At 64.9% G+C, this 21,071-nt stretch carries 21 protein-coding genes and 1 pseudogene; 12 read left to right on the top strand and 10 right to left on the bottom strand.

The annotated features are described in order from the left end of the window. The first annotated feature begins 205 nt into the window (after positions 1 to 205). Together AC1D2E_RS07085 and AC1D2E_RS07080 are read left to right on the top strand one after the other, a co-directional pair. Positions 206 to 376, top strand: a complete 171-nt coding sequence (locus tag AC1D2E_RS07085; protein WP_478196738.1) for a hypothetical protein — start codon at positions 206 to 208, stop codon at positions 374 to 376. After that, entirely contained in the window at positions 373 to 957 is a 585-nt protein-coding gene (locus tag AC1D2E_RS07080) for a hypothetical protein (RefSeq protein ID WP_478196737.1), read from the top strand. Before AC1D2E_RS07085 ends, AC1D2E_RS07080 begins: the two co-directional genes overlap by 4 nt. Positions 958 to 1,022: 65 nt before the next feature. On the opposite strand, the pseudogene AC1D2E_RS07075 reads toward AC1D2E_RS07080, so the two are convergent. After that, positions 1,023 to 1,202: pseudogene (locus AC1D2E_RS07075) on the bottom strand (AtzH-like domain-containing protein); the annotation flags it as partial. A gap of 390 nt (positions 1,203 to 1,592) precedes the next feature. Between AC1D2E_RS07075 and AC1D2E_RS07070 the strand changes: the two are divergent. The 4 genes from AC1D2E_RS07070 (at position 1,593) to adhP (ending at position 6,414) form a co-directional block, all read left to right on the top strand. Next, the gene (locus AC1D2E_RS07070; protein ID WP_478196736.1) at positions 1,593 to 3,002 is read left to right on the top strand and encodes a DUF3300 domain-containing protein; all 1,410 of its coding nucleotides are present in this window, start codon (positions 1,593 to 1,595) and stop codon (positions 3,000 to 3,002) included. A gap of 15 nt (positions 3,003 to 3,017) precedes the next feature. Then, entirely contained in the window at positions 3,018 to 3,917 is a 900-nt protein-coding gene (locus AC1D2E_RS07065; protein WP_478196735.1) for a DUF2950 domain-containing protein, read from the top strand. A 155-nt stretch (positions 3,918 to 4,072) separates the two neighbouring features. Then, the gene (gene cax, locus AC1D2E_RS07060) at positions 4,073 to 5,170 is read left to right on the top strand and encodes a calcium/proton exchanger (protein ID WP_478196734.1); all 1,098 of its coding nucleotides are present in this window, start codon (positions 4,073 to 4,075) and stop codon (positions 5,168 to 5,170) included. 209 nt (positions 5,171 to 5,379) lie between these two features. Next, the gene (gene adhP / locus AC1D2E_RS07055) at positions 5,380 to 6,414 is read left to right on the top strand and encodes an alcohol dehydrogenase AdhP (RefSeq protein WP_478196733.1); all 1,035 of its coding nucleotides are present in this window, start codon (positions 5,380 to 5,382) and stop codon (positions 6,412 to 6,414) included. 194 nt (positions 6,415 to 6,608) lie between these two features. Here the strand turns inward: adhP and AC1D2E_RS07050 are convergent, their stop codons facing one another. The 4 genes from AC1D2E_RS07050 to AC1D2E_RS07035 all read right to left on the bottom strand — a co-directional run bounded on the left by AC1D2E_RS07050 (position 6,609) and on the right by AC1D2E_RS07035 (position 8,346). Beyond that, a complete protein-coding gene (locus AC1D2E_RS07050) occupies positions 6,609 to 7,019 on the bottom strand; it encodes a hypothetical protein (RefSeq protein ID WP_478196732.1) in 411 nt (136 codons plus the stop codon). Positions 7,020 to 7,181: 162 nt separating this feature from the next. Continuing rightward, positions 7,182 to 7,646, bottom strand: a complete 465-nt coding sequence (locus AC1D2E_RS07045; protein ID WP_478196731.1) for a hypothetical protein — start codon at positions 7,644 to 7,646, stop codon at positions 7,182 to 7,184. A gap of 154 nt (positions 7,647 to 7,800) precedes the next feature. Further along, the gene (locus AC1D2E_RS07040) at positions 7,801 to 8,055 is read right to left on the bottom strand and encodes a heavy-metal-associated domain-containing protein (protein ID WP_478196730.1); all 255 of its coding nucleotides are present in this window, start codon (positions 8,053 to 8,055) and stop codon (positions 7,801 to 7,803) included. 195 nt (positions 8,056 to 8,250) lie between these two features. Beyond that, positions 8,251 to 8,346: a DUF411 domain-containing protein gene (locus AC1D2E_RS07035; protein ID WP_478196740.1), complete on the bottom strand. Its 96-nt coding sequence runs from the start codon at positions 8,344 to 8,346 to the stop codon at positions 8,251 to 8,253. Between the two features lie 586 nt (positions 8,347 to 8,932). Here AC1D2E_RS07035 and AC1D2E_RS07030 point away from each other — a divergent pair. Both AC1D2E_RS07030 and AC1D2E_RS07025 read left to right on the top strand, forming a co-directional pair. Next, positions 8,933 to 9,877, top strand: coding sequence for a F510_1955 family glycosylhydrolase (locus AC1D2E_RS07030; RefSeq protein ID WP_478196729.1), 945 nt, complete (start codon positions 8,933 to 8,935; stop codon positions 9,875 to 9,877). Between the two features lie 425 nt (positions 9,878 to 10,302). Then, positions 10,303 to 10,911, top strand: coding sequence for a GyrI-like domain-containing protein (locus AC1D2E_RS07025; protein ID WP_478196728.1), 609 nt, complete (start codon positions 10,303 to 10,305; stop codon positions 10,909 to 10,911). A 37-nt stretch (positions 10,912 to 10,948) separates the two neighbouring features. Here AC1D2E_RS07025 and AC1D2E_RS07020 read toward each other — a convergent pair whose 3' ends face one another. Continuing rightward, positions 10,949 to 11,515 carry a hypothetical protein gene (locus AC1D2E_RS07020; RefSeq protein ID WP_478196727.1) on the bottom strand — a complete coding sequence of 189 codons (567 nt, stop codon included), beginning with the start codon at positions 11,513 to 11,515 and terminating at the stop codon, positions 10,949 to 10,951. A gap of 77 nt (positions 11,516 to 11,592) precedes the next feature. Here AC1D2E_RS07020 and AC1D2E_RS07015 point away from each other — a divergent pair, with 77 nt between their 5' ends. The 3 genes from AC1D2E_RS07015 (at position 11,593) to AC1D2E_RS07005 (ending at position 16,058) form a co-directional block, all read left to right on the top strand. Then, positions 11,593 to 11,775, top strand: a complete 183-nt coding sequence (locus AC1D2E_RS07015) for a hypothetical protein (RefSeq protein ID WP_478196726.1) — start codon at positions 11,593 to 11,595, stop codon at positions 11,773 to 11,775. A 408-nt stretch (positions 11,776 to 12,183) separates the two neighbouring features. Next, positions 12,184 to 13,017, top strand: a complete 834-nt coding sequence (locus AC1D2E_RS07010; RefSeq protein ID WP_478196725.1) for an alpha/beta hydrolase — start codon at positions 12,184 to 12,186, stop codon at positions 13,015 to 13,017. A 179-nt stretch (positions 13,018 to 13,196) separates the two neighbouring features. Continuing rightward, positions 13,197 to 16,058, top strand: a complete 2,862-nt coding sequence (locus tag AC1D2E_RS07005) for a 1-acylglycerol-3-phosphate O-acyltransferase (protein ID WP_478196724.1) — start codon at positions 13,197 to 13,199, stop codon at positions 16,056 to 16,058. Between the two features lie 90 nt (positions 16,059 to 16,148). On the opposite strand, the gene AC1D2E_RS07000 is transcribed toward AC1D2E_RS07005, so the two are convergent. Further along, positions 16,149 to 17,210, bottom strand: a complete 1,062-nt coding sequence (locus AC1D2E_RS07000) for a Bug family tripartite tricarboxylate transporter substrate binding protein (RefSeq protein WP_478196723.1) — start codon at positions 17,208 to 17,210, stop codon at positions 16,149 to 16,151. Between the two features lie 300 nt (positions 17,211 to 17,510). Continuing rightward, the gene (locus AC1D2E_RS06995; protein ID WP_478196722.1) at positions 17,511 to 18,335 is read right to left on the bottom strand and encodes a YihY family inner membrane protein; all 825 of its coding nucleotides are present in this window, start codon (positions 18,333 to 18,335) and stop codon (positions 17,511 to 17,513) included. A gap of 238 nt (positions 18,336 to 18,573) precedes the next feature. Between AC1D2E_RS06995 and AC1D2E_RS06990 the strand changes: the two genes are divergently transcribed. Then, positions 18,574 to 19,089: a nuclear transport factor 2 family protein gene (locus AC1D2E_RS06990; protein ID WP_478196721.1), complete on the top strand. Its 516-nt coding sequence runs from the start codon at positions 18,574 to 18,576 to the stop codon at positions 19,087 to 19,089. Positions 19,090 to 19,146: 57 nt separating this feature from the next. Here the strand turns inward: AC1D2E_RS06990 and AC1D2E_RS06985 are convergent, their stop codons facing one another. Together AC1D2E_RS06985 and AC1D2E_RS06980 are read right to left on the bottom strand one after the other, a co-directional pair. Continuing rightward, positions 19,147 to 20,298 carry a serine hydrolase domain-containing protein gene (locus AC1D2E_RS06985; RefSeq protein WP_478196720.1) on the bottom strand — a complete coding sequence of 384 codons (1,152 nt, stop codon included), beginning with the start codon at positions 20,296 to 20,298 and terminating at the stop codon, positions 19,147 to 19,149. A gap of 183 nt (positions 20,299 to 20,481) precedes the next feature. Beyond that, positions 20,482 to 20,943: a hypothetical protein gene (locus AC1D2E_RS06980; RefSeq protein WP_478196719.1), complete on the bottom strand. Its 462-nt coding sequence runs from the start codon at positions 20,941 to 20,943 to the stop codon at positions 20,482 to 20,484. Between the last annotated feature and the right edge of the window lie 128 nt (positions 20,944 to 21,071).

The following is a 21,071-nucleotide window of genomic DNA, read 5'->3' as shown; positions in this document are numbered from 1 at the left end:
AATTCATTCTGTGCATGCTTCCAAGGTGGAGCATACACAGCCAATTTCAATGGTTCAGTGGACTAGGTCCGCTTCCATCACGGAACCTGCCTTGCCGATGATTCGAAAGTCGCTTCACTGTCAACGAGCTTGAACGACGTCAGGCGGCCGCGTCGGTTCGAGGCAGATCGCATCGGCCGCTCATGGCGAACCCGAAGGAGATGACATGGTCACCTACGTTGGTTTAATGAGTTTCACCGAAGAGGGCGTGCAAACGGTCAAGGTAACGACCAAGCGCGCCGCCGCGGCCAAGGAAGAAGGCCGCTTTCAACCTTCGCGAACTGCTGAGTGCAGGAGAGCACGGCGTCATACCGACCGAGCGGAGGTGGCATCATGACCGCCAAACTCGTTGGAAATGCAGGCGTTTGCCGCAGCGCCGTCGTGGCTGGTGTCCTCGCTTTCAGCGGCGGAAACATCGCGTTCGCCCAAGGCACGCTCAACACCTGCCTTTCGGGCTACGAGGTCTCGCGCGGCACTGACGTGGCCGGCGGTCTGCTGACCAAGGGCGTGATCTTCGCCGGCGTCGACAACCTTTCCAGTGACGGTGGCGTCCCGACCCCTGCCACATGTCACTGGACCACGAACGGCAACGGCGGTAGCTGGACCGCAAAGATCGACCGCATCGGCGTTGCCGGCATCGGCGGCAGCGGCGTCACAGTCGTCGGCGGAAGCTGGTACTGGTTCGATCGCGACAACAACGTGCACTTCGGCCGGGTCCAGGGGGGCTTCGTACGGTGGCCGGGCACTGCCGATCAGGACATCGGCTGCGGCGCAGGCGTGGYGCAGTTCGCACTGTCGATGCGAGACCAATTTTCTCCCGGCACCATCGCTGGCTGCCTCGACGACACCCACCTCGACCCGGCGAAGCAACCGTTCATCTTTCCGCCGCACATTTCGGGTGCACTCCGCCTGAACTGAGCGCCGGCGCGGCGACGGCGACCGCGAAGCAGTGTGCATGGCCGCCGTTCGGCGGTGCCGGTCAGCCATGTGCAGATCGCCTTCGCGGTCACCTCGCGTGCGAGCTTGCCTGCCAGGCGTCTTTGCCGGAAGGCACGGATGGCATCGTAGCCGTGGAGGTTCTCGCCTGCGCCGTAGCGCAGCGTGTGCGGTGAATCCCAGAACAGGCGGTCGAGCACGTGGATGTCGTTGCCCACCAGCGCGCGTCCATGACCTTGGCCGCGAGCTGACGCTGCTCGCGCGCGCTCATCACGCCGTAGGCCACGTTGAAGAGGATGTCCGGGATATGGCGCTAGATCCGTGTCGTTGCGTCCTCAGTCGTGCAGTAACCGCTCCGGCAGGACAAGACCGAGTGCAGCCGCGCAGTCGAGGGCTCGACGGGAAGGGAATCCAGGGGTAGAACGCGGTACTCGGCCCCTGCCTCTCGAAATCGCAAGCTTTGACTGGCGACTCTCATAGGTGCGGCGCTTCCTGGCAACGGCCGATGGGACGGCGATGCAGCGCCACGATGAGGAGATCTGGCTATGAGAAGTGGATCCGACGCCCTCGATATTCCCGTCTTTCGGGCCGTCGCCGCTCGATTCGCACGTTCTGGCATGCACCCCTCCCTTGCGCCTTTTCTCCCGTCCGCGCTCGTGCTGGCCGTGCTGCTCACTGGCTGCGCCTATCCCGTGCCGGTTGCGGTGCAGCAACCAGCGACCGTCACGACCACCACCACGACCATCACCACGCCGAGACCGGCGGGCACCGCAACGACGGTATCCACCGCGCCCGCGGCGGACGGCACATTCAATCAGGCCCAGATCGACCAGATGATGGCGCCCATCGCCCTGTATCCGGACTCGCTGCTGTCGCAGGTGCTGATGGCGTCGACCTATCCCGCCGACGTGGCTGACGCCGCGAAGTGGTCGAAGGCCAATCCTCAGCAATCCGGCGACGCCGCTGTGCGCGCCGTCGAGAACCAGCCTTGGGATCCAAGCGTCAAGTCGCTGGTGGCCTTCCCGCAGGTGCTGCAGACCATGGGCGACAAGCCCGACTGGGTGCAGAACCTGGGCGACGCCTTCCTTGCGTCCTCGAAGGACGTGCTCGACTCCGCCCAGCGACTGCGTGCCCGGGCGAGAGACAGCGGCAACCTGAAAACGACCGAGCAGCAGACTGTGACCGTCCAGCAAGAGGCGATCACCATCGAGCCGGCCAACCCGCAGACGGTCTATGTGCCCCTCTACAACCCCACGGTGGTGTACGGCACCTGGCCCTATCCGGCCTACCCGCCGTACTACTGGTACCCGCCGGCGATGTACTACCCTGGCTACTATCCCGGCGCGGCGCTCGCCACCGGCATCGCCTTCGGCATCGGGGTCGCGGCCACGGCGGCGCTCTGGGGCAATTGCAATTGGGGCGGTGGCGACATCAACATCAACACGAACCGCTACAACAGCATCAACACCAACCGGCAACTCAACGCCAATCAGAACCGCTTCCAGCACAACGCGCAGAACCGGCGCGGCGTGCCCTACCGCGACAGCCGCAGTCAGCAGCAGTTCGGCAAGAACATGCCGGGTGCGGAGAACCGCGCCGACTTCCGCGGGCGCGACGCACAGCGGCAGCAGGCGCAGTCGACGCTGCAACAACGCGGCATGGACCCGGGCGCCGGACGCGAGCAGTTGCGCAACGATCCGGCCACCCGCCAGCGCGCCGACGCAGCCGCACGAGGCCAAGGAGGGTTCGGCGGCAACGATGGCCCGTCGCGCGCAGGCGCGCGCGGCAGCGCAGGTGGTGAGAACGCCTTCAGCGGTGCCGGCAATGCCGGGCAAGCGCGCCAGCAGATAGACCGCGGCAACGCCAGCCGGCAGATGTCGCAGCCCTCGGGCGGTCGCGGCGGCTATGGTGGCAGCGGTTACAGCGGAGGAAGCAGCCGCGGTGGATACAGCGGCGGCTACGGCGGTGGCGGGGGCCGCGCTGGCGGCGGAGGGCGCGGTGGCGGCCGCGGAGGCGGCCGCCGATAACCAAAGGAGCACGCCATGCACATGCCCAACTGCCGAACCCCTGCACGGCTCGCAGCCGTCGCGCTGATTGCCGTTGCGCCCCTGCTCGTCCCCGGCCTCGCCGGGGCGCAGCAGCCCTATCCCAGCGCCGAGGCGGCCGCCCAGACCTTCCACGATGCTGTGTCCCGCGATGACTCCGTGGCGCTTCGCAAGGTACTGGGGGCCGACTGGAAGCGCTTCTTTCCGACCGACGAGATCGGGCGGGCCGACCTGCAAGCCTTTCTCGCCGCCTGGGACAGGGCGCACAAGGTCGTGGCGACCGGCCAGGACAAGGCCGTGCTGGCCGTCGGCGACGGCGGCTGGACATTGCCCATTCCACTGGTCATGAAAGACGGCAACTGGCGCTTCGATCCGCGAGCGGGCGCCGACGAGATGCGGACCCGGCGCATCGGCCGCAACGAACTGGCCACCATGCAGGCGGTGCTGGCCTACTTCGACGCTCAAAAGGAATATGCCCAGCGCGATCGCGACGGCGACGGCGTGCTCTCGTACGCGCACAAGTTCGCGAGCACACCCGGCCAGCGTGACGGACTGTACTGGCCCGACGACGCACAGGGAGAAAGTCCACTGGGACCGCGTTTCGGTGGCGTGAGGCCGGGTGAGGGCTATCACGGCTACCACTACAAGATCCTCACGGCCCAGGGCAAGGATGCACCGGGCGGCGCCTACGACTACATCATCGGCAATCGCATGCGCGCCGGCTTCGCCCTGGTCGCCTGGCCGATTCGGTATGGCGACACCGGCGTGACCAGCTTCATGATCAGTCACGAGGGCGTGCTCTACCAGAAGGACCTGGGACCAAACGGCGCCGCGATCGCGCGGGAAATGAAGACCTTCAATCCGGATTCGACCTGGAGCAAAGTGAGCGCGCCTTGAATGCAGCGGCGGGCGTGCGTCAAGCATCAGGGCACACTCCGAAGGTCCTTCAGGTGCCGAACGGTTTGCTTCGCAGATAGCAGGACTACCGATGCCCGCCGCCTGACCTGGATTGACTTGGATCAAAGCGATATCAACAATCGGCCAGACGCGCCATGAAACCACTTTTCCAGGAAATCCGCCAAAGCCCACTGCTGTGGCTTCTGGCGTTTGTGCCGGTGGTATTCGTAACCGGAAAGCTCAAGCCCGAATCCCACACGTTGCTCTTCGTGCTGTCCGTGCTCGCCATCGTGCCGCTGGCCGCATTGCTGAGTCACGCCACCGAATCCGTTGCGGCCAAGACGGGCGATGCCGCGGGCGGGCTGCTCAACGCCACGCTGGGAAACCTGACCGAACTGGTCATTGCGCTCACTGCCTTGAGGGCAGGACAGATCATGCTGGTCAAGGCGTCCATCGCCGGCGCGATCGTCACCAACACGCTGTTCGTGCTGGGCGCGTCGTTCCTGCTCGGCGGACTCAAGCACCACGTTCAGGAATTCAACCGGGTCAGCGCCCGCATGCAGGCGGGCCTGCTCTTCCTGGCCACGGTCGCATTGCTGATTCCTTCGGCGATGATCAAGGCCGACTCGGAGGCAGCGGCTGCGTTCACGCAGTCGCTGAGCGTGGGCTTGTCGGTGCTGCTCATCGTGGCCTACGCACTGGGCATGCTGTTTTCGTTGAAGACGCACCGCGAGCTGTTTGCCAGCGCAGCACACGGTGATGACAGCGAAGCGCCTTGGCCCATCGGGCTGGCTCTGGCCACGCTGGGCGGCGTCACTTTGCTCGTGGCGCTGGTCAGCGAGATCTTCGTGGAGTCGGTGCAGAAGGCGGCCGAGGCGTTCGGGATGACCCCCGCATTCGTGGGCTTCATCGTCGTGTCGCTGGTGGGAGGTGCGGCGGAAATGGGTTCGGCGTTCTCCGGCGCGCGCAAGAACCGGCTCGACCTGAGCGTGGGCATCGCCTTGGGCAGCGCGTCGCAGATCGCGCTGTTCGTGGCACCGGCGCTGGTGTTGCTGAGCTATTTCATCGGACCGGCCCCCATGGACCTGCAGTTCTGGCCGGGCGCCGTGGTGATGGTGATCATCGCCACCCTCACGGCGGTGTTGGTCACGAACAGTGGGCGCTCGGCGTGGTTCGTCGGTGTGCTGATACTGATGGTCTATCTGATCTTCGCCATGACGCTCTACCTGATGCCACCCAGGGCGATGGAATGAATGTGCATCCGGGAGACCTCGTCCAATTGTCCCGGAACGTCCCCAACGCAGCGGTTCGGCGAGTCTCCTGGATGCGGGTCGGATTGACGAAGCCATCGCGCAGTGGAAAACTGGCGCGATCGTCGTCCGCTCGGATCCGGACCCACGAAAGCGCAATCCCCTGCGACGGCGTGCGTGCCACCACTTCAACCGACGAAAAGGAGCCCGGGATGACAAAGACGATGAAGGCTGCCGTGGTCCGCGAATTCGGCAAGCCGTTGACGATCGAGGAGGTGCCGGTGCCTGAGGTCGTTCCAGGGCAGGTGCTGGTGAAGATCGCCGCTTCGGGCGTATGCCACACCGACCTGCATGCCGCCGACGGTGACTGGCCTGCCAAGCCGTCGCTGCCCTTCATACCGGGTCACGAGGGCGTCGGTCATGTCGCCGCCGTTGGCGCCGGCGTGAAACACGTCAAGGAAGGAGACCGGGTGGGTGTGCCCTGGCTGCACACCGCGTGCGGTCATTGCGAACACTGCATCACCGGATGGGAGACCCTCTGCGATCAGCAGCAGATGACCGGCTATTCGGTCGACGGAGGGTACGCGGACTATGTTCTGGCCGATCCCGGCTATATCGGGATCCTGCCATCGAACGTCGGATTCTCCGCGATCGCCCCTGTGCTCTGCGCCGGCGTCACGGTCTACAAGGGCCTGAAGATGCTCGATTGCAAGCCGGGCGACTGGGTCGCCATCTCCGGCGTCGGTGGGCTCGGGCATCTCGCTGTTCAGTACGCGAGAGCCATGGGCTTCCATGTCGCGGCCATCGATGTCGACGACGCAAAGCTGAAGTTGGCGATCGAGGTGGGTGCCGAGTTGGTCGTCAACGCCTCCCAGGCGGATCCGGCTGCGACGTTGCAGCGCGAATTGCGCGGGGCCCACGGTGTCCTGGTCACGGCAGCTTCGCGCTCAGCCTTCTCGCAGGCCATAGGCATGCTGCACAAGCGCGGCACGATGTCGATGGTAGGTCTTCCGCCCGGTGATTTCGGACTTCCGATCTTCGATGTGGTGCTCAATGCCAAGACCGTGCGCGGGTCGATCGTCGGGACGCGCAAGGACTTGCAGGAAGCGCTGGCCTTCGCGGGAGAGGGCAAGGTTCACACCGTCGTGACGGAAGACCGCATCGAGAACATCAATGGAATCCTTGATCGCATGCGGCGCGGAGAAATCGAGGGTCGCGTGGTGTTGCGCCTCACCGACGAGCCATAGGCCTGGCTTGCATGCCTGGCGGCCGGCGCGCGGGCGCATGGATCGATCCCACCGCGCAGCGATCAACGTCGTCCGCCGCCGCGTCCGCCCCACCCGACGAGCCGCCAGCAAGGGTGGCGCCGCCACTTCCCCCTTGGGAGTACTTCCCGTGCCTTGAGCATTCTCGAGTGAAGGCGTCCTGCAGCAATCCCCTGTCAGAAATGTAGCCAGGTGCCGATGGCCCATGCCAGCATCGGAGCCACCAGCAACCAGCGGTAGTCCGAGCCTAGAGCGAAGTTGACCGCGCTCATGAGGCCAACGGTGACGAGACCCRTGAATGCCAAGACGCTGACCGTGCCAAGCCGCCCAGTCTTCGGCTGCGACAGCGCAACGTAAAGCGTGAGTGCGCCAGCGCCGGCCATGAAGCCCCCCATCACGACAAAGACCCTCGCGAGCCATTCCTCAAGCGCCGGCGCAGCCGCCCGTATGCCTTCCAGCGTGACTCCGATATACCGCAGATCCTCCGGCAACAGCGGAGGCCGAAACAAGACGAAAAAGGCACCGAGCCCCAACAACCATGCGCCGCAACTGCCCATCAGCCATCGCGACCACCGATGCCGCGTCATGGTCAGTCCAAGCGGGCACTGCGCAGTCGCAGTGCATTGCCGATGACACTTGCCAACGAGAGCGCCATCGCAGCCGCGGCCACTCGAGGCGTCACGGCGGCGAGCGCCAGAAACGTGGCTTGTTGTCTGGCATGTCCGTCTCGACGCTGCCGACAGATGTGGCTACTTGGCCGCTGGAGGCACTGCCGCCTCGCGGTCCACCATCATCTGCATCATCATTTCCATCATGTCCATGCGCTGCATCATGTCCTTCTGCATGGACGGGCCGCCGGGCATCGAGGACATGCCTCCGCCCTGCATCGGCATGCCGCCACCCTTTTGGCTCATCATAGGCATGCCACCGCCCATCTGTCCCATCATGGCCATGCCGTCCTGCATCACCTTCATGTGGTCCTTCATCAACGCAGCGCGCTCTGACGGGGTTTTGGCGGCCATCATCTTCTGATGCATSTCCTGCATCGTCTTCATTTGCTGGTCGAACTTGCCCGGGTCGACCTTCGGTGCGGTTTCAGCCGCCGGGTGATGCGCMTCRTGYTCKTCGGCCTGTTTGGCTGTCGAAGCGGGAAATGAGGAGCAACCGGCAAGCGCGACCGCTGCGGCCGCAGCCAAGATACTTTTGAGCTTCATGTTCTTCACTTTGCGACTTGAGGGCTCGGGGCAGCACTCGATGGCATGCCACGATGCTCGCGAGGACCGCCTTCGAACTTGATGCAAATCAAGGCAGGTGCGCGAACCCCGGCTCAATTTCACAAACCCAAGAAGCCTTCCGGGCTGTCCTTGACTATCCGCAGCAGCATCCGCTTCGCTTGGTCGCAGCAGGGATGGGCGAGGTGCCGTCAGTGACCAATGGGCTGTACCCGGCGTCCCGGATGACGTCGCTCAGTTGTTGAGCGGTTGCAGCGGTCGGCTCGATTMGAAGGCGGTGTGCGACCAGGTCGAACTGGATTTTTGCGCCTTTGTCGATGCTGGCTACCGCCTTGGTGATGGTGCTCACGCAGTGACCGCAGGTCATGTCGTTGACTTCAAAGGTAATCATGGCTTTGCTCTCAGGGTGTTTTCGATGAGACGAATGTCGACCCTCCCATGATGGAAAGGTCAAGTCGTCCAGCAGAACCCCTGAAGCGGCAAGCTTCTTCCGGGATTGATTGACCTTCCCACGAGGCAAGCTTTAAAGCTTCGCGCTACGCTCTCCGTAGAACTCCGCCTCCAGGCGTAAGTCAAGACGGTGAAGTCATCTTGATCGCTTGTCCTCCACGGCCGGCGCGTGCCCTTCGAGCACGCAGCCCCCGACGCTCGCCGTGTGGCAGCTGCCATAACGGTCGGGCAGATCAGCACTTTGTCCCTAACCACAAAGGTCATTCCAAGCTCTTCACAGGACCGGGAGCAAGCGTGACCGTGCCTTGCGCCAGATCGATGTCTTTCCCCATCGCATCGGATTCATGTGACGTGGGCATGGCTGCATCCTTTCCATTTCCTCGCACCCCTTGGTATCCATGCCCTTCATGCCCATGCACCAGACCAGGCGCACGACGCGCCCGAGGGTTGGCGGCTCATTGAGAGCCTTGGGCGACAAGCTCACTATTAGGCAAGGGTCCACGTCGGGTTTCAAAAAGGAGAGTGACGACTACGTCGTATCGTCGATCAACTATGGCGACGAGGAACCGATCCGAATCAACGATTCCGGCAAGGCAGCGGTCGCTCGCGCCCTCGGAGTTCTTCTCCGTCCGGCAACTTGGGCGGAGCCCATCAGGAATTGTTGGCCGGCTGGGCAGTCAAACCCAGGTAGTGGCGACGCCTGCATGCCAGCGGGGCGATCCGCGCCACGCTTGGAGCTGGCGGCTCGAAAAGGTGTTGCCGTAGGCGAGGTGATCGGGTCAGTGTTGGTCGACCGGGCCACGCAGAACAGGGGGGTCATGATGAAAGCCAAATATGTCTTCGCCATCCTACCGCTCGGGGCCCTCGAGACGGCATTTCACGCTTGGGCTCTCGCCGTGGCGCTGGTCACCATCGCGGTTGCCTCTGCTCATGCAGACTCGAGCCTTCGCCTCGTCCACGTCCATGGAATGTCGTACAGCGCCGACGGAGAGACGCTGATGGTGTCCAGTCACGATGGCCTTGCGATGTACGCAGGCGGACGTTGGTCCAAGGCGGAGGGGCCGGCGCACGACTACATGGGCCTCTCCGTCACCCACGACGCGCTGTACAGCAGCGGGCACCCGGCGAAGGGTTCCGAGTTGCCCGATCCCGTTGGCGTGATGAAGAGCCGCGACGGTGGCAAGACTTGGCAGCAGATCGGACTCACGGGCGAAGCAGACTTCCACGTACTGGCAGCGAGCTACTTCACCAACGCGGTGTACGTGTCCAACAAAGCGGCGAACACCCTCATGAGCCAACGGGGCATCTATTACACGCTCACCGACGGCATCAAGTGGCAACGGGCTGCGGCCAATGGACTGGGGCGCTGGCTCCACAGCCTAGCCGTGCATCCCACTGACGCTGCCGTTGTCGCCGCTGGCACGGACGAAGGTCTCTACATATCCCGAGACTCGGCCGAGAGCTTCGAGCGATTGGTCGGCGGAATGGTAACCGCCGAAGGCTTCGACTTGGACGGGCGACACCTTTGGTTTAGCACCTATGCTGGCAAGGCGGTGCTGGCGAGGATCGCATTGCAGGCTGGAGGGAAGGCCGAAGAGGTCCCGATCGCAGTCTCGACAGACGATGCGGTGGCATACATTGCTCAAAATCCCGTTCGCCGCTCCGAGATCGCTGTCTCGACCTTTCAGCGGAATGTCTTCATCAGCAAAGACCAAGGAAGGACCTGGACGCAGGTGGCAAGGGACGGGGCGACTTCTGAGTAGTTCGCCGTCCAGCGCCGGCGCGACACGTCTCTCCCGGTGAGTTCCAGGCTTGCACGCGCCCCTCAGCGCGCCGCGTCAAGGGATCGACAGGCTGAACTTGACACTCGCCCTGTCCTTGCCAGCACAAAGCGCGGCACACCGGAGATCTGGGAGTGGCGGCCCGGCTCAGGAAGAATAGGACGGCTTGTAGAGCGGAGATTTCGATTTCCTCGACAAGCTTGCGGGGTCTACGAAGTACAGGCCTGAGAAGCTCTGAACGTTCTTTTCAGGGTGGCCAGGCAAATACAAGGACCGCTCCGGCACGCGCCATTCGTCCCAGAGCGTGTAACCAAGCATCCGACGATGCGCCCAAGCGCGTGCCCAACCCATCGGCATCGGCGGGCGCTGCGATCCGGCATGATGGCCGGCCGTCGCCGGGAGCTCTCATGGAAAAGATCGATCTCAAGAAAGAACTGAAGCATCTCTACCAACCTTCCGCCAAGGCGGTGGTTCAGGTCGATGTTCCGAGGTTCAGGTTTCTCATGGTCGACGGTCGGGGCGATCCCAACACGTCGCAGGCGTATGCGCAGGCCGTGGAGGCGTTGTTCTCCGTCGCCTACACCGCCAAGTTCATGGTCAAGAACGGGCCGCAAGCGATCGACTATGCCGTCATGCCGCTCGAAGGGCTCTGGTGGGCCGATGACATGTCCGTCTTCGTCGCCGATGACAAGGCGAAATGGCACTGGACGATGATGATCATGCAGCCGGACTTCGTCGCGGACGAAGTCGTCGAAGCGGCCATTGCCGAAGTGCGGCGAAAGAACGCGCTGCCGGCGATCGACAAGCTCCGGCTGGAGAGCTTTTCGGAGGGGGTGTGCGCTCAGGTCCTGCACGTCGGGCCGTTCTCGGAAGAAGGCCCCACGGTGGAACGACTGCACGATTTCATCGATGCGCGAAGTGGCCGGGCCGGCAAGCATCACGAGATCTACTTGAGCGACATACGGCGAGCCGATCCCAAGAAGTGGAAAACCATCATTCGCCAGCCGATGAAATGATGACCGCTCATCCTGCTGCTGCGCCGCAGCGGGGCGCTCAGGCCGCCTGCACGGCAGCGAGCCACAGCTGCGCTCCTTGCTGTGGCGTCGGGGCCCAGGTCACGTTGTAAGTGCCGGCCACGCTAACCTGTCTGACGGCAACGGCGCATTGCACCAATGGACCCGATTCCAGTACCGAATCGATCACCGTGAACCCGTTGTTGGGCACGGCCGTGTGCTCCGGGCCGACACCCGCGTCGCCCCACCACCATGCGACGAGCAGCGCAGCGCCGGTGGTGGTGACACTGGCGCTGGTCAAGGGCTGACCCGACAGCACCTCGCGCCACTGCACATCCCGCACGACGCCACCACCGGTGATCTCGACAACGCTCAGGGTCGTCTCGTCGGTGGCTTTGGGCTTCGCCACGGTGACCGCGTGACCGACCAGGCCCCGGGCCTGCTCGCAGGCATACAAGACCGTTCCCGAGCTTGGCCAGAAGGTGTAGGTGTGCGCCACATCGAGCTGGACGAAGGAATTCCCCAAGTTGTCCGTCGGCGCGATGGCAGAAAGCACACCCCGCCCGACGCAGGCCAACAGGGTGCTTCCGGTCGTGCGGGTGGACATGCCGGAAGTGGACAGCGATGGGGACGACACGCCGTCATGGTTGAAGACGATCGCGTGGGCGCCGAGGGCTGGCGCCGTTGTTGCAGGTGCGGGTGCGGGTGCGGGTGCAGGTGCAGGTGCAGGCGCAGGCGCAGGCGCAGGCGCAGGCGCAGGCGCAGGCGCAGGCGCAGGCGCAGGCGCAGGTGCGGGTGCGGGTGCGGGTGCAGGTGGAGGAGCAGCTACTGTTGTCTGGACGCCGGAGCTTCCGCCACAGGCCGTGAGCGTTGCACTCCCGGATACCATGCTGACCGCCGCAAACGTCCACATGCGGCGCAACAGGTCGCGGCGCTCGTTGATCAGCGCAAATGACGCGCTGTCGGAGGGTTCATTCATGCGGGCACCGCGTTGTCTTCTCCGACATGGTCGTCAAGGCACCTTGGGAAAAAGGCTTGCTGCTCAATCATTGAGACCTCCGCAAATATGTGGTTTCAACTGGGCGAACGCGCCAGCGCCTGTGGGCGTGAAAACATCTCGAATCGTCCTCGCGCCTTGGCTGTAAGTCAATCTGCCCCATTTGCGTCGAAGCACCACAGCATGAACCCCGCGTGAGCACCGGAGGGCCACGACTTCGCGCCCGAATGGCTCAAACTACGAAACTTCACACCCGAGCCCTTCCCCCGGAGCAATCCTTGGCATCCAAAGTCTTCCGCGTCGCACTATCAGCTTCGGCCGCTGCCCTCGGAGGCATCGCGGCCTACTGGACCCTGCTGGCCACACGCCAAGGACACATCCTGTTCGACGCTCGCAAGCACCCCGTCGTTCACCTGTCTGACGACTTTTCCACGTACTCTCACACGGTGCCGGGCGGGATGGTCCGCGGGTATGTCTATCACCGCCAAGGCGAGGACGCGCTGCAGGACCTGTTCATCTATTTCGCGGGCCGAGGCGAAGACGTCCGCGCCACCGCACAGGCGCTGCACTGGCTTCCGGAAGGCTTCGGGTTCGCCGCAGTCAACTATCGGGGGGTGGCCGACTCGCAGGGGCACCCCTCCGAGGTCGCCTCCGTCAACGACGCGAGGCAGTTTGCCAATCACTTGCGCCGAGCCTTCCCGCACGCACGTCTGCACGTCGTCGGTCGAAGTCTGGGGACGGGCGTGGCCATTCAGCTGGTGGCGCGACAAGACTTCTCGAGCCTGCAGCTGGTCACGCCATACGACTCGATGCTGGAGGTGGCAAAGAAGCGCTTCCCGCTCGTTCCGCTTTCCCTGTTGCTGCGGCACCAGTTCAACTCCCTGGCGCACTGCAGGGAGGTCGCAGCGAAAACCCAGGTCTTGCTGGCCGAGCGGGACGATGTCGTGCTGCCGGAGCGCTCGGAGAAGCTCATCGCTGCCTGGCCGACGCCCATCTGCGTGCAGACGATCCATGACTCCGACCACCACAGCATCATGGGCCTCGAAGTGACCTGGCTCCATCTCATCGACTTCGCATTGACAGCCGTCCTCCCGGAGCCCAAGGCAGCATGAGCGCCGCTCGGCCGCCCGAAGGCGCTCGCACCGCAGTGCGAAGCACGAAGGTTCTGCAATGACCCGCTGCACATATTCATTGCCGCAGGTCGCTTCGCGCAGGAGCACAATGGTCAACGACCCGTCGGAAACGGCGTTGCCGCGCCCGCGTCCGGCGGCGACCGATCAACTGCAACGCCATGGCAGGCGACTCTTCCTCCACCGAAGCGCCGGTGCTCCCGGATCGCTCGGGCCAACTGTTGCAACTGGTGCGCAGCCTGGCCGAAGAGTTGCATCGCGGCAGCGGGTTCGCGAAAAGCCTCGGACTTGACCATTCGCTCGCGCGCGACTACGGGCTCGACAGCCTGGCGCGCGCCGAGTTGCAGATGCGGATCGAGCGCGAGTTCGGCATTGCGTTCGCCGAGGCAGCGTTCACCGAAGCCGAGACGCCGCGCGATCTGTTGCGCGCGCTGGCCCTCGCGCCCGCTGCCGACGGCTCATTCGTCGCCCTACCCGAGCCTGCCGCCGAAGCGACCGAGATCCGCTGCCCGCCGGACTCCATCGCGACCCTGGTCGACGTGCTCGACTGGCATGCCGAACACCATGGTGACCGGCTGCTCGTGACGCTCGAATCCGATCACGGGGCGATCACCCAGCTCAGCTACGCCCGACTGCAGATCGACGCACTCGCGGTCGCCGCCTGGCTGGCCGAGCAAGGCTTCGGCGCCGGCGACGCGGTGGCCGTGATGTTGCCGACCGGCAGCGACTTCTTCGCTGCCTTCTACGGCGCGCTGTACGCCGGCTGCGTTCCAGTGCCGCTGTACCCGCCGGCGCGGCTGTCGCAACTCGAGGATCATCTGCAGCGCCTCTTCGGCATCCTGCGCAACGCCGAGGCCACACTGCTGATCACTGTCGCGCAGGCGAAGCCGCTCGCGCGGCTGCTGAACGCACATTGCGAAACGCTCAGGCAGGTGGTGACGGTCGCCGAGCTGGTCACTGCCGGCGCGCCCGCAGCGTCTTTCGTGCGGCCTGCGATCCGCTCCGATGCCACCGCGTTCCTTCAATACACCTCGGGCAGCACCGGCAGCCCCAAGGGCGTCGTGGTCAGCCATGCCCACCTGCTCGCCAACGTGCGGGCGATGCAGCGCGCGGCGCGAATCACGAGCAGCGACATCTTTTTGTCGTGGCTGCCGCTGTACCACGACCTCGGGCTGATCGGCGCCTGCATCGGCAGCCTGTACGTCGGCTACCGGCTGGTGCTGATGTCGCCGCTGGAGTTCCTGGCGCGGCCGGCGCGCTGGCTGTGGGCCATCCACCGCCATCGCGCAAGCGTCTCGGCAGCGCCCAATTTCGCTTACGAGCTGTGCCTGAACAAGCTCGTCGACACCGACCTCGAAGGCCTCGACCTGAGCTGCTGGCGGCTCGCTTTCAATGGCGCCGAGCCGGTGAGCGCGGACACGATCGAGCGCTTCGCGTCGCGCTTCGCACGCTGCGGATTCCGGCGCGAAGCGATGTTCACTGTCTACGGGCTGGCCGAAGGCGTTCTCGGCGTCACGTTCCCGCCGGTCGGCCGCGGTCCGCTCGTCGATCGCGTCGACCGCCGCACGCTGCTTGAGCGCGGCGTCGCCAGGCCCGCCGCTGCCGGTGACGCGAAGGCGCTGCAAGTCGTTTCTTGCGGATTGCCGCTGCCCGGGATCGAGGTGCGTATCGTCGGCGAGGCCGCGCAGGAACTGCCCGAACGTGAGCAAGGCCGGGTCCAGTTCCGTGGGCCGTCGGCGACCAGCGGCTACTACCGCAACCCGGCGGCGAACGCTGCGCTCATCGACGGCGAATGGCTCAACACCGGTGACCTCGGCTACTTCGCTGCCGGCGAGCTGTACCTGACCGGTCGCGCCAAGGACGTGATCGTCCGCCGCGGCGCCAACATCCACCCCGCCGACCTCGAATCCGCGCTCGCAAGCCTGCCGGGGGTCCGCAAAGGCGGCGTTGCGGTGTTCCCGGCGACCGATGCACGGAGCGGCAGCGAGCGTCTCGTCGTGCTGGCCGAGGTGCGCGACACCGACGCGCAGGCGCACCGGCAGATCAGGGCCGCGATCACGGCAGCCGCGGTCGACCAGATCGGCATGCCGCCCGACGACATCGTCATTGCACCGCCGGGAACGGTGCTGAAAACCTCGAGCGGCAAGATCCGCCGCGCCACCGCGCGCGAGCTGTACGAACAAGGCGCGCTCGGGCGTTCGCAGCGCGCGCCCTGGCGCCAACTGGTTCGACTCGTCGCCGGCGCAGCGGCCGCGCAGGCGCAGCGAAGCACGCGCAGCGCCGTGCGACTCGCCTGGGCCTGCTGGGCCGGGGCGGTTTTTTCGCTCGCCGGCATCGGCGCCTGGCTGACGACGATGGTGCTGCCGGACATGGCGCTGCGCCGGCGCGCAGCGCGCGCCTGGGCGCGATCGGCGACCTGGCTTGCCGGTGTCCAGGTGCACATCGAAGGGATCGAGCGGCTGCCGGCTTCGAGCGCCGCCCTGGTGGTCGCGAACCACGCGAGCTATGTCGATTCGATCCTGCTGACGGCCGCGCTGCCGCCGCGTTTCGGCTATGTCGCCAAACGCGAGCTGGCCACCACGATGGTGCTCGGCGTGATGCTCAAGCGGCTCGGCGCGGTGTTCGTCGAGCGTGCCGATGCCGCCGGCGCGGTCGAAGACACGGCGGTGCTCGAATCGCATGCGCGCGCCGGCGAGCTGCTGGTCGTCTTCCCCGAGGGAACGTTCAGGCGCGCGCCCGGGGTGCTGCCGTTCAAGCTCGGCGCCTTTGTTGTCGCAGCGCACACCGCGACGCCGGTGATCCCGGTTGCGCTGATCGGTACGCGGTCGCTGCTGCGCCCCGGGCAATGGCTGCCGCGCCGCACGGAGGTCGTGATCGAGGTCGGCGTGCCGATTGTCGCGTCGCAGCATGACTGGGCCGCAGCGATCGCGCTGCGCGACGCTGCCCGGCACGCGATCCTCGAGCGGGTTCCGGAGCCCGACACTGGAGCCGACCTCGAGCCTGCGGGCGCTCTCGCGCTTTGACGGCGGTCGCCTCGCCGGCGGCGGCACACGGAGCTCAGTGTCAAGTTGCCTTCGATCCAAGGCGTGGTCTTGTTGACCACGTCCCGTTGCTCAGCCTGTCTTCAGCTTCAGGATCATCGTCATCACGCCGGCCATGGCGGAATCGAGTTCCAGGTATCCCTGGAAGTCCTTGCCCTCCATCCAGGAAGCATCCCAGTTCTGGCGCTTGAGCGTTTTCTGCCAGGCATCGGTCTGAACTGCGCGGCGTGCCGCAGCGACCAACTCCTGCTGGCGTTTGGGTGGCACCGCCTTCCCGGTGAAGATGCCGCGCCAATTGGCGAGATCGGCGTCGACGCCCTGCTCGCGCGCGGACGGAATCCCGAGGAAGGGACGTTTCGCGGACACGCCGATGGCGCGCAGCTTGCCGCTGGCGATGCTTTCGCTGAATTCGCTGTAGCCCGAGATGCCGGCCACGGCCTTGCCGGACTCGAGCGCCTCCACGACCTGCGCGCCGCCCGCGTTGGGAAGGTAGACCAGATTGACGGTGCTGCCGGCAAGGCGCGCGAGCATGCCGGCGAACATGTGGTCGACCCCGCCCGAGGAGCCGCCCGCGATGGCCGTCGTGTCCGGGTTGGCGCGAAGCCTGCCGATCAAGTCCTTCACGGTGGCGATGGGCGAGTCGGCCTTCACCGCCACCACCTCGTAGTCACTCGTCAGCCGCGCAACCGGCTGAATGCGGCTCATGTCGACTGCGGGCTTCTGCAGCGCGACAGCGCCCACCATGACCATGCCGCTGATCAGAAGCGCATTCGGGTCCGCATCGTACTTCTCCACGTACTTCGCCAGCCCGATGGTGCCGCCCTTGCCGCCGATGTTTTCGTAGTCGATGGCGCTCGCCACGCCCGCCGCCTGCATTGCAGCACCCAACGCTCGGCCGGTTTGGTCCCAGCCGCCACCTTCGTTGGCTGGAATCACGATGCGCAACCGTGCAAGGGGGGCATTGGCCGCAGGATTGGACGGTCCCGCCTGGGACCACGCCGGGCCGGCCACGGCAACGCTTGCCGTCGCGGCAGCCAGCCAGGCGGCGAAGTCGCGACGCCGCAGGACTTCTCCGTTCGCGCTGGGCACGAGCTGGTTGGAAAAAGGCGAGTTACGGCGATCGATCTTTGGCATTTGTATCTAAAGGTAATTGGCGTTGCCCATCCTATTCAGTGCGAAAGCCATGCCGACGCGGGTAATCCCTGAGCGGCGATGCGCTGCGAGGATTTGGTCACGGAGCGTGAAGCTAAATCGACGCCTTGTGGATCCGATGATGTTGATGGTCACGTTGACCGACCTGGAAGCAAGTCTGTAAGCAGCATCGGTGTCGCACCCCCGTGAGCTGCGGCCGCGACGGCGCAGCCGATCGTCATTCAGCGGCCTGACCCGGCTTTGCCGTCTTGATCGGCATGCTCTTCTTGAAGGAAGTACCAGCTACGCCCGAGCGGGCTTGCCCCCCGTTCGCCGTCGGGTGAGCGCCAGGTTGGCCGTCATCATGGCCGCGACCAGCGTGACCAGCCACGAGAAGTACACCCACAGCAAGAACATGGGGAGCGCGGCGAACGCCCCATACAGTGCCTTGTACGTCGGCACCTTGACGAGGTAGGCGGTGAAGCCGCGCTTGCCGAGTTCGAAGGCCACGCTGGCGATCAAGCCGCCCGCGACGGCGTCGCGCAGCCGTACATGGGTGTTCGGAACGAGGTAGAACATGCTCGTCAGTGCAAGCACGCCGAGCACGAACGGCCCGAGGTCGAGCACGAATGCGAGCGATCGCGGCAGCGCGCCGATCAGGCCCACGGAACTGCCCAGCACATACGACGTGGCCCACAGGCTCAGGCCCAGAACGGGTGGCCCGACGGCCAGCATCAGCAGGTACAGGCCGACCCTCCTGAGCAACGGCCGATTCTTCCGGACCTGCCACATCTGGTTCAGTGCGTTCTCGACGGTCAGCAGCATCGCGACGGCTGCGCCCAGCAGGAAGAGCGAGCCGACCCAGGTCAGGCCGCTGGCGTTCGCGGCGAACTGGGTCAGGTACTTCAGGACCGTGCGTGCGATGTCCGCCGGAAGCAGCCTGCTCAGCAAGATCTCCTGCAGCGCGTCCTTGAAGCGCCTGAAGACCGGGAACCGCGTGAACAGCGCGAAGCTCGCGGCCAGCAAGGGCACGATGGACAACAAGGTCGTGAAGGTCAGGCTCCCGGCGACCTGGGGCAAGCGCTCTTTCCTGGCGCGTTGGAAGGTCAGGCGGGTCAGGGTGAACATGGATCGCTGAAAGAGAAAAAATGGACTGGCTTCGCGGGCGAAGCGACGACTGCCGCCGCCAGGTGGCGATTGTGATGGGTACCCCGGTCGCTTCAGCCGGTCGGATGCATCGACCGGTTGAATCCGCCGCCCGAACCTGCTGTTGCGGCGGCTCCAGAGCGGCCTTCGGGTCAGCCTCGGCGGCCCTGGTTGACAACACCTTTGCCGGCAACCAAGCTTCCGTTCGGAGGAAGTGGCCATGAATCAACGACGGACCTTCATGATTGGCGTGACCGCCGCAGCGATGTTGTTCAACCGTGGCGCGAGTGCCCAAACAAAGAAGGCTCCGGCTGCTGGCACGGAAGGCGATTTGCGCAATGCCATCGCGCAATTCGAGAAGGCTTGGAATCAGCATGACGTCGATGCCGTGCTGGCACTGATGACGGAGGACGTCTGGTTCACACAGGCGCTCGACTACTACGGGCGCATGAAGGGTAAGAAAGCGGTGAAGCCCACCTTCGAGTACGACGTCAAGAGTACCGACCTCCAATGGGAGGTGAAGCGCGTCCGCATGATGCCCGACGGAACAGCCAGCGTCGTGTTGCGTCAGGTCGGTTTGATTCCGCCCAAGACCGATGGCAAGTACAAGCGCGAAGACGTGAGCGAGCCCAGCTTCAGTCGCTGGCGTCTCGAAGACGGCAAGTGGAGGTTGTTCTTCTTCACGTCACACAAGGGCTGGGCTCTGGATGAAATGAAGAAGGACGGGCTGGACTAGCAAGAAGGTACAGGGCGCGCGGCCCACCCCGGTGCCGTGCGTCCTCGGTGTTGAAACTCAAGCCGCGGGTACGGCCGCGCCCACCTGTTGGTACACCGCCATCTCGAAACCCATGAGCGTCTCGACGACCGGCATGTCGAAGAAGGGCAGCAGCTGCGTCATCAGTACCCCGCCGATGCCCTTCGAGCGGTCGATCCAGTAGTACGAGTTGAAGACGCCCGCCCAGTCGCCGGTTCCGTTGCTGCGCATGCCCGGCAGATCGGCCAGCGTGAGATGAAAGCCCAGGCCCCAGGACTGCGGAACCGGAAGTGCGGGCACGTCGTTCGACAGCTCGGGCACCGTCGACTTCATCAGCGTCGGCAGCTGGATCTGGCCAAGGTGGTCTTGCAGCGCCATCTGCACTGTGGCGGGCTTCAGGATGCCGGCGCCGTCGTTCAGCCAGGCCTGCATGAAGCGGCCATAGTCCTGCACCGTTCCGTAGGAGCCGTGGCCGGCGGCGTCCCACTCCGGGGTGGGCGGCAGGTCGTGCGGCGATGGCGCGAGCGTGCCATCGGCTTGACGTTGCATCACGCGCAGCAGACGTTCGCGCTGTTCGGGGCTGGGCGCGAAGGTCGAGTCGTTCATACCCAGTGGCCCGTAGACGAATTGCCGCAGGTAGCTGCCGAGGCTCTGCCCCGAAATCTTCTCGACGATGAGCCCCAGCCAGTCGGTGTTGACGCCGTACTCCCACGCGGTGCCCGGGTCGTTGACCAGCGGTACCGACAGGCTGCGCTTCAGGCCCGACAGCGGGTTGGGCTCCCCCGTCAGCGCGTGGTACCGGAGCAGTTTTTCGTTGACGAAGAAGTACCCCAGGCCGGCCGTGTGCGTCATGAGCTGGCGCACCGTGGCCTTGCTGGCAGGCGGCCGAAGGCGCGGCTTGTCGCCGTCGAAGCCGTCCAGCACGGACATGCGGCCGAACTCCGGCAGGATCGATTCGACGGTGGCATCGAGGCTCAGTCGCCCCTGCTCCACGAGCTGCAGTGCCGCCGTGGTGGCGACTGCCTTGGTCATCGACGCGTTGCGGAACAACGTGCGTTCGCCCGCTTCGCCGGCAGCATGGTGGAAAAGCGGACCGTTGCGGTCGACGACCACCGCCGCAACGCCGTGCAGGATGCCCTTCGATACGGCGCCGTCCAGCAATGCCGCGATGGCCGAACCGTTGAATGCCATGATCGTCTCCTCGTCTCAAGGTGATGCATCCGCGCGCAGGGTCTTGTTCGCCGCACGGGCGGATATTCTGCGCCAAACAGATCGGACGGTGCCGTTGAATTCTGGAGCGGATTCAGGCCTTGCCGTCGCGGCTCGACGCCGGGTTGCGGGCCGAACGGGCGCATGGCCCCATGAATGCGCCAGTCAGTCCAGGTAGTCGAGAAACAGCGGCGTCACTTCCTGGAGAAACGAGATCTCCTTCGCGGCGATGCTTCGGGGTTCCAGATCGAAATGAATGAACGTGCCATAGGGCGTCCCGCACTCGCGGGTCAGCAGCCGCCCGTAGTACGACTCGACGAGACCGACGTAGGGGCGGTAGCTCATCAGGGCTTCGTCCTTGGAGACGTGGCCGGTCACGAATTCGCCCAGTTCCATCGCGTGCTTGCAAAAGCTCTTGTCCAGAGGAACGGCTTTCAACCAGGTGCGGTATTCAGCGCTGCGGTCGAAGACGTGCTCCGCGCGCATCGCTTCGCCGCTCAACTTGTAGATGGCCGTGTATCGGTACTGTGTCCTGTCGTTGAGGAGTGCCAATGCCGGGCGAATCCCATGGGTGGCAAGAACGCTGCGAACCGCCGCTTTCTGCGCGGACAAATCAATCTCGGACATAGGGGAATTCGGGTTAGGCGAAGTGAGCAAGCCCTGGCGGGGGGCGTGGGCACGGATTTTATTGACGCTCCCAAGCCCCGGGGATGTGGGGTTATATGTCCCCGGCTGGCTGGGGCGATTCACCGCCG

It is taken from the genome of Variovorax sp. P1_H2 (genome assembly GCF_056405295.1).
Note: the sequence above shows the minus strand (reverse complement) of the source record. Positions and strands in the feature narration are given on the sequence as shown.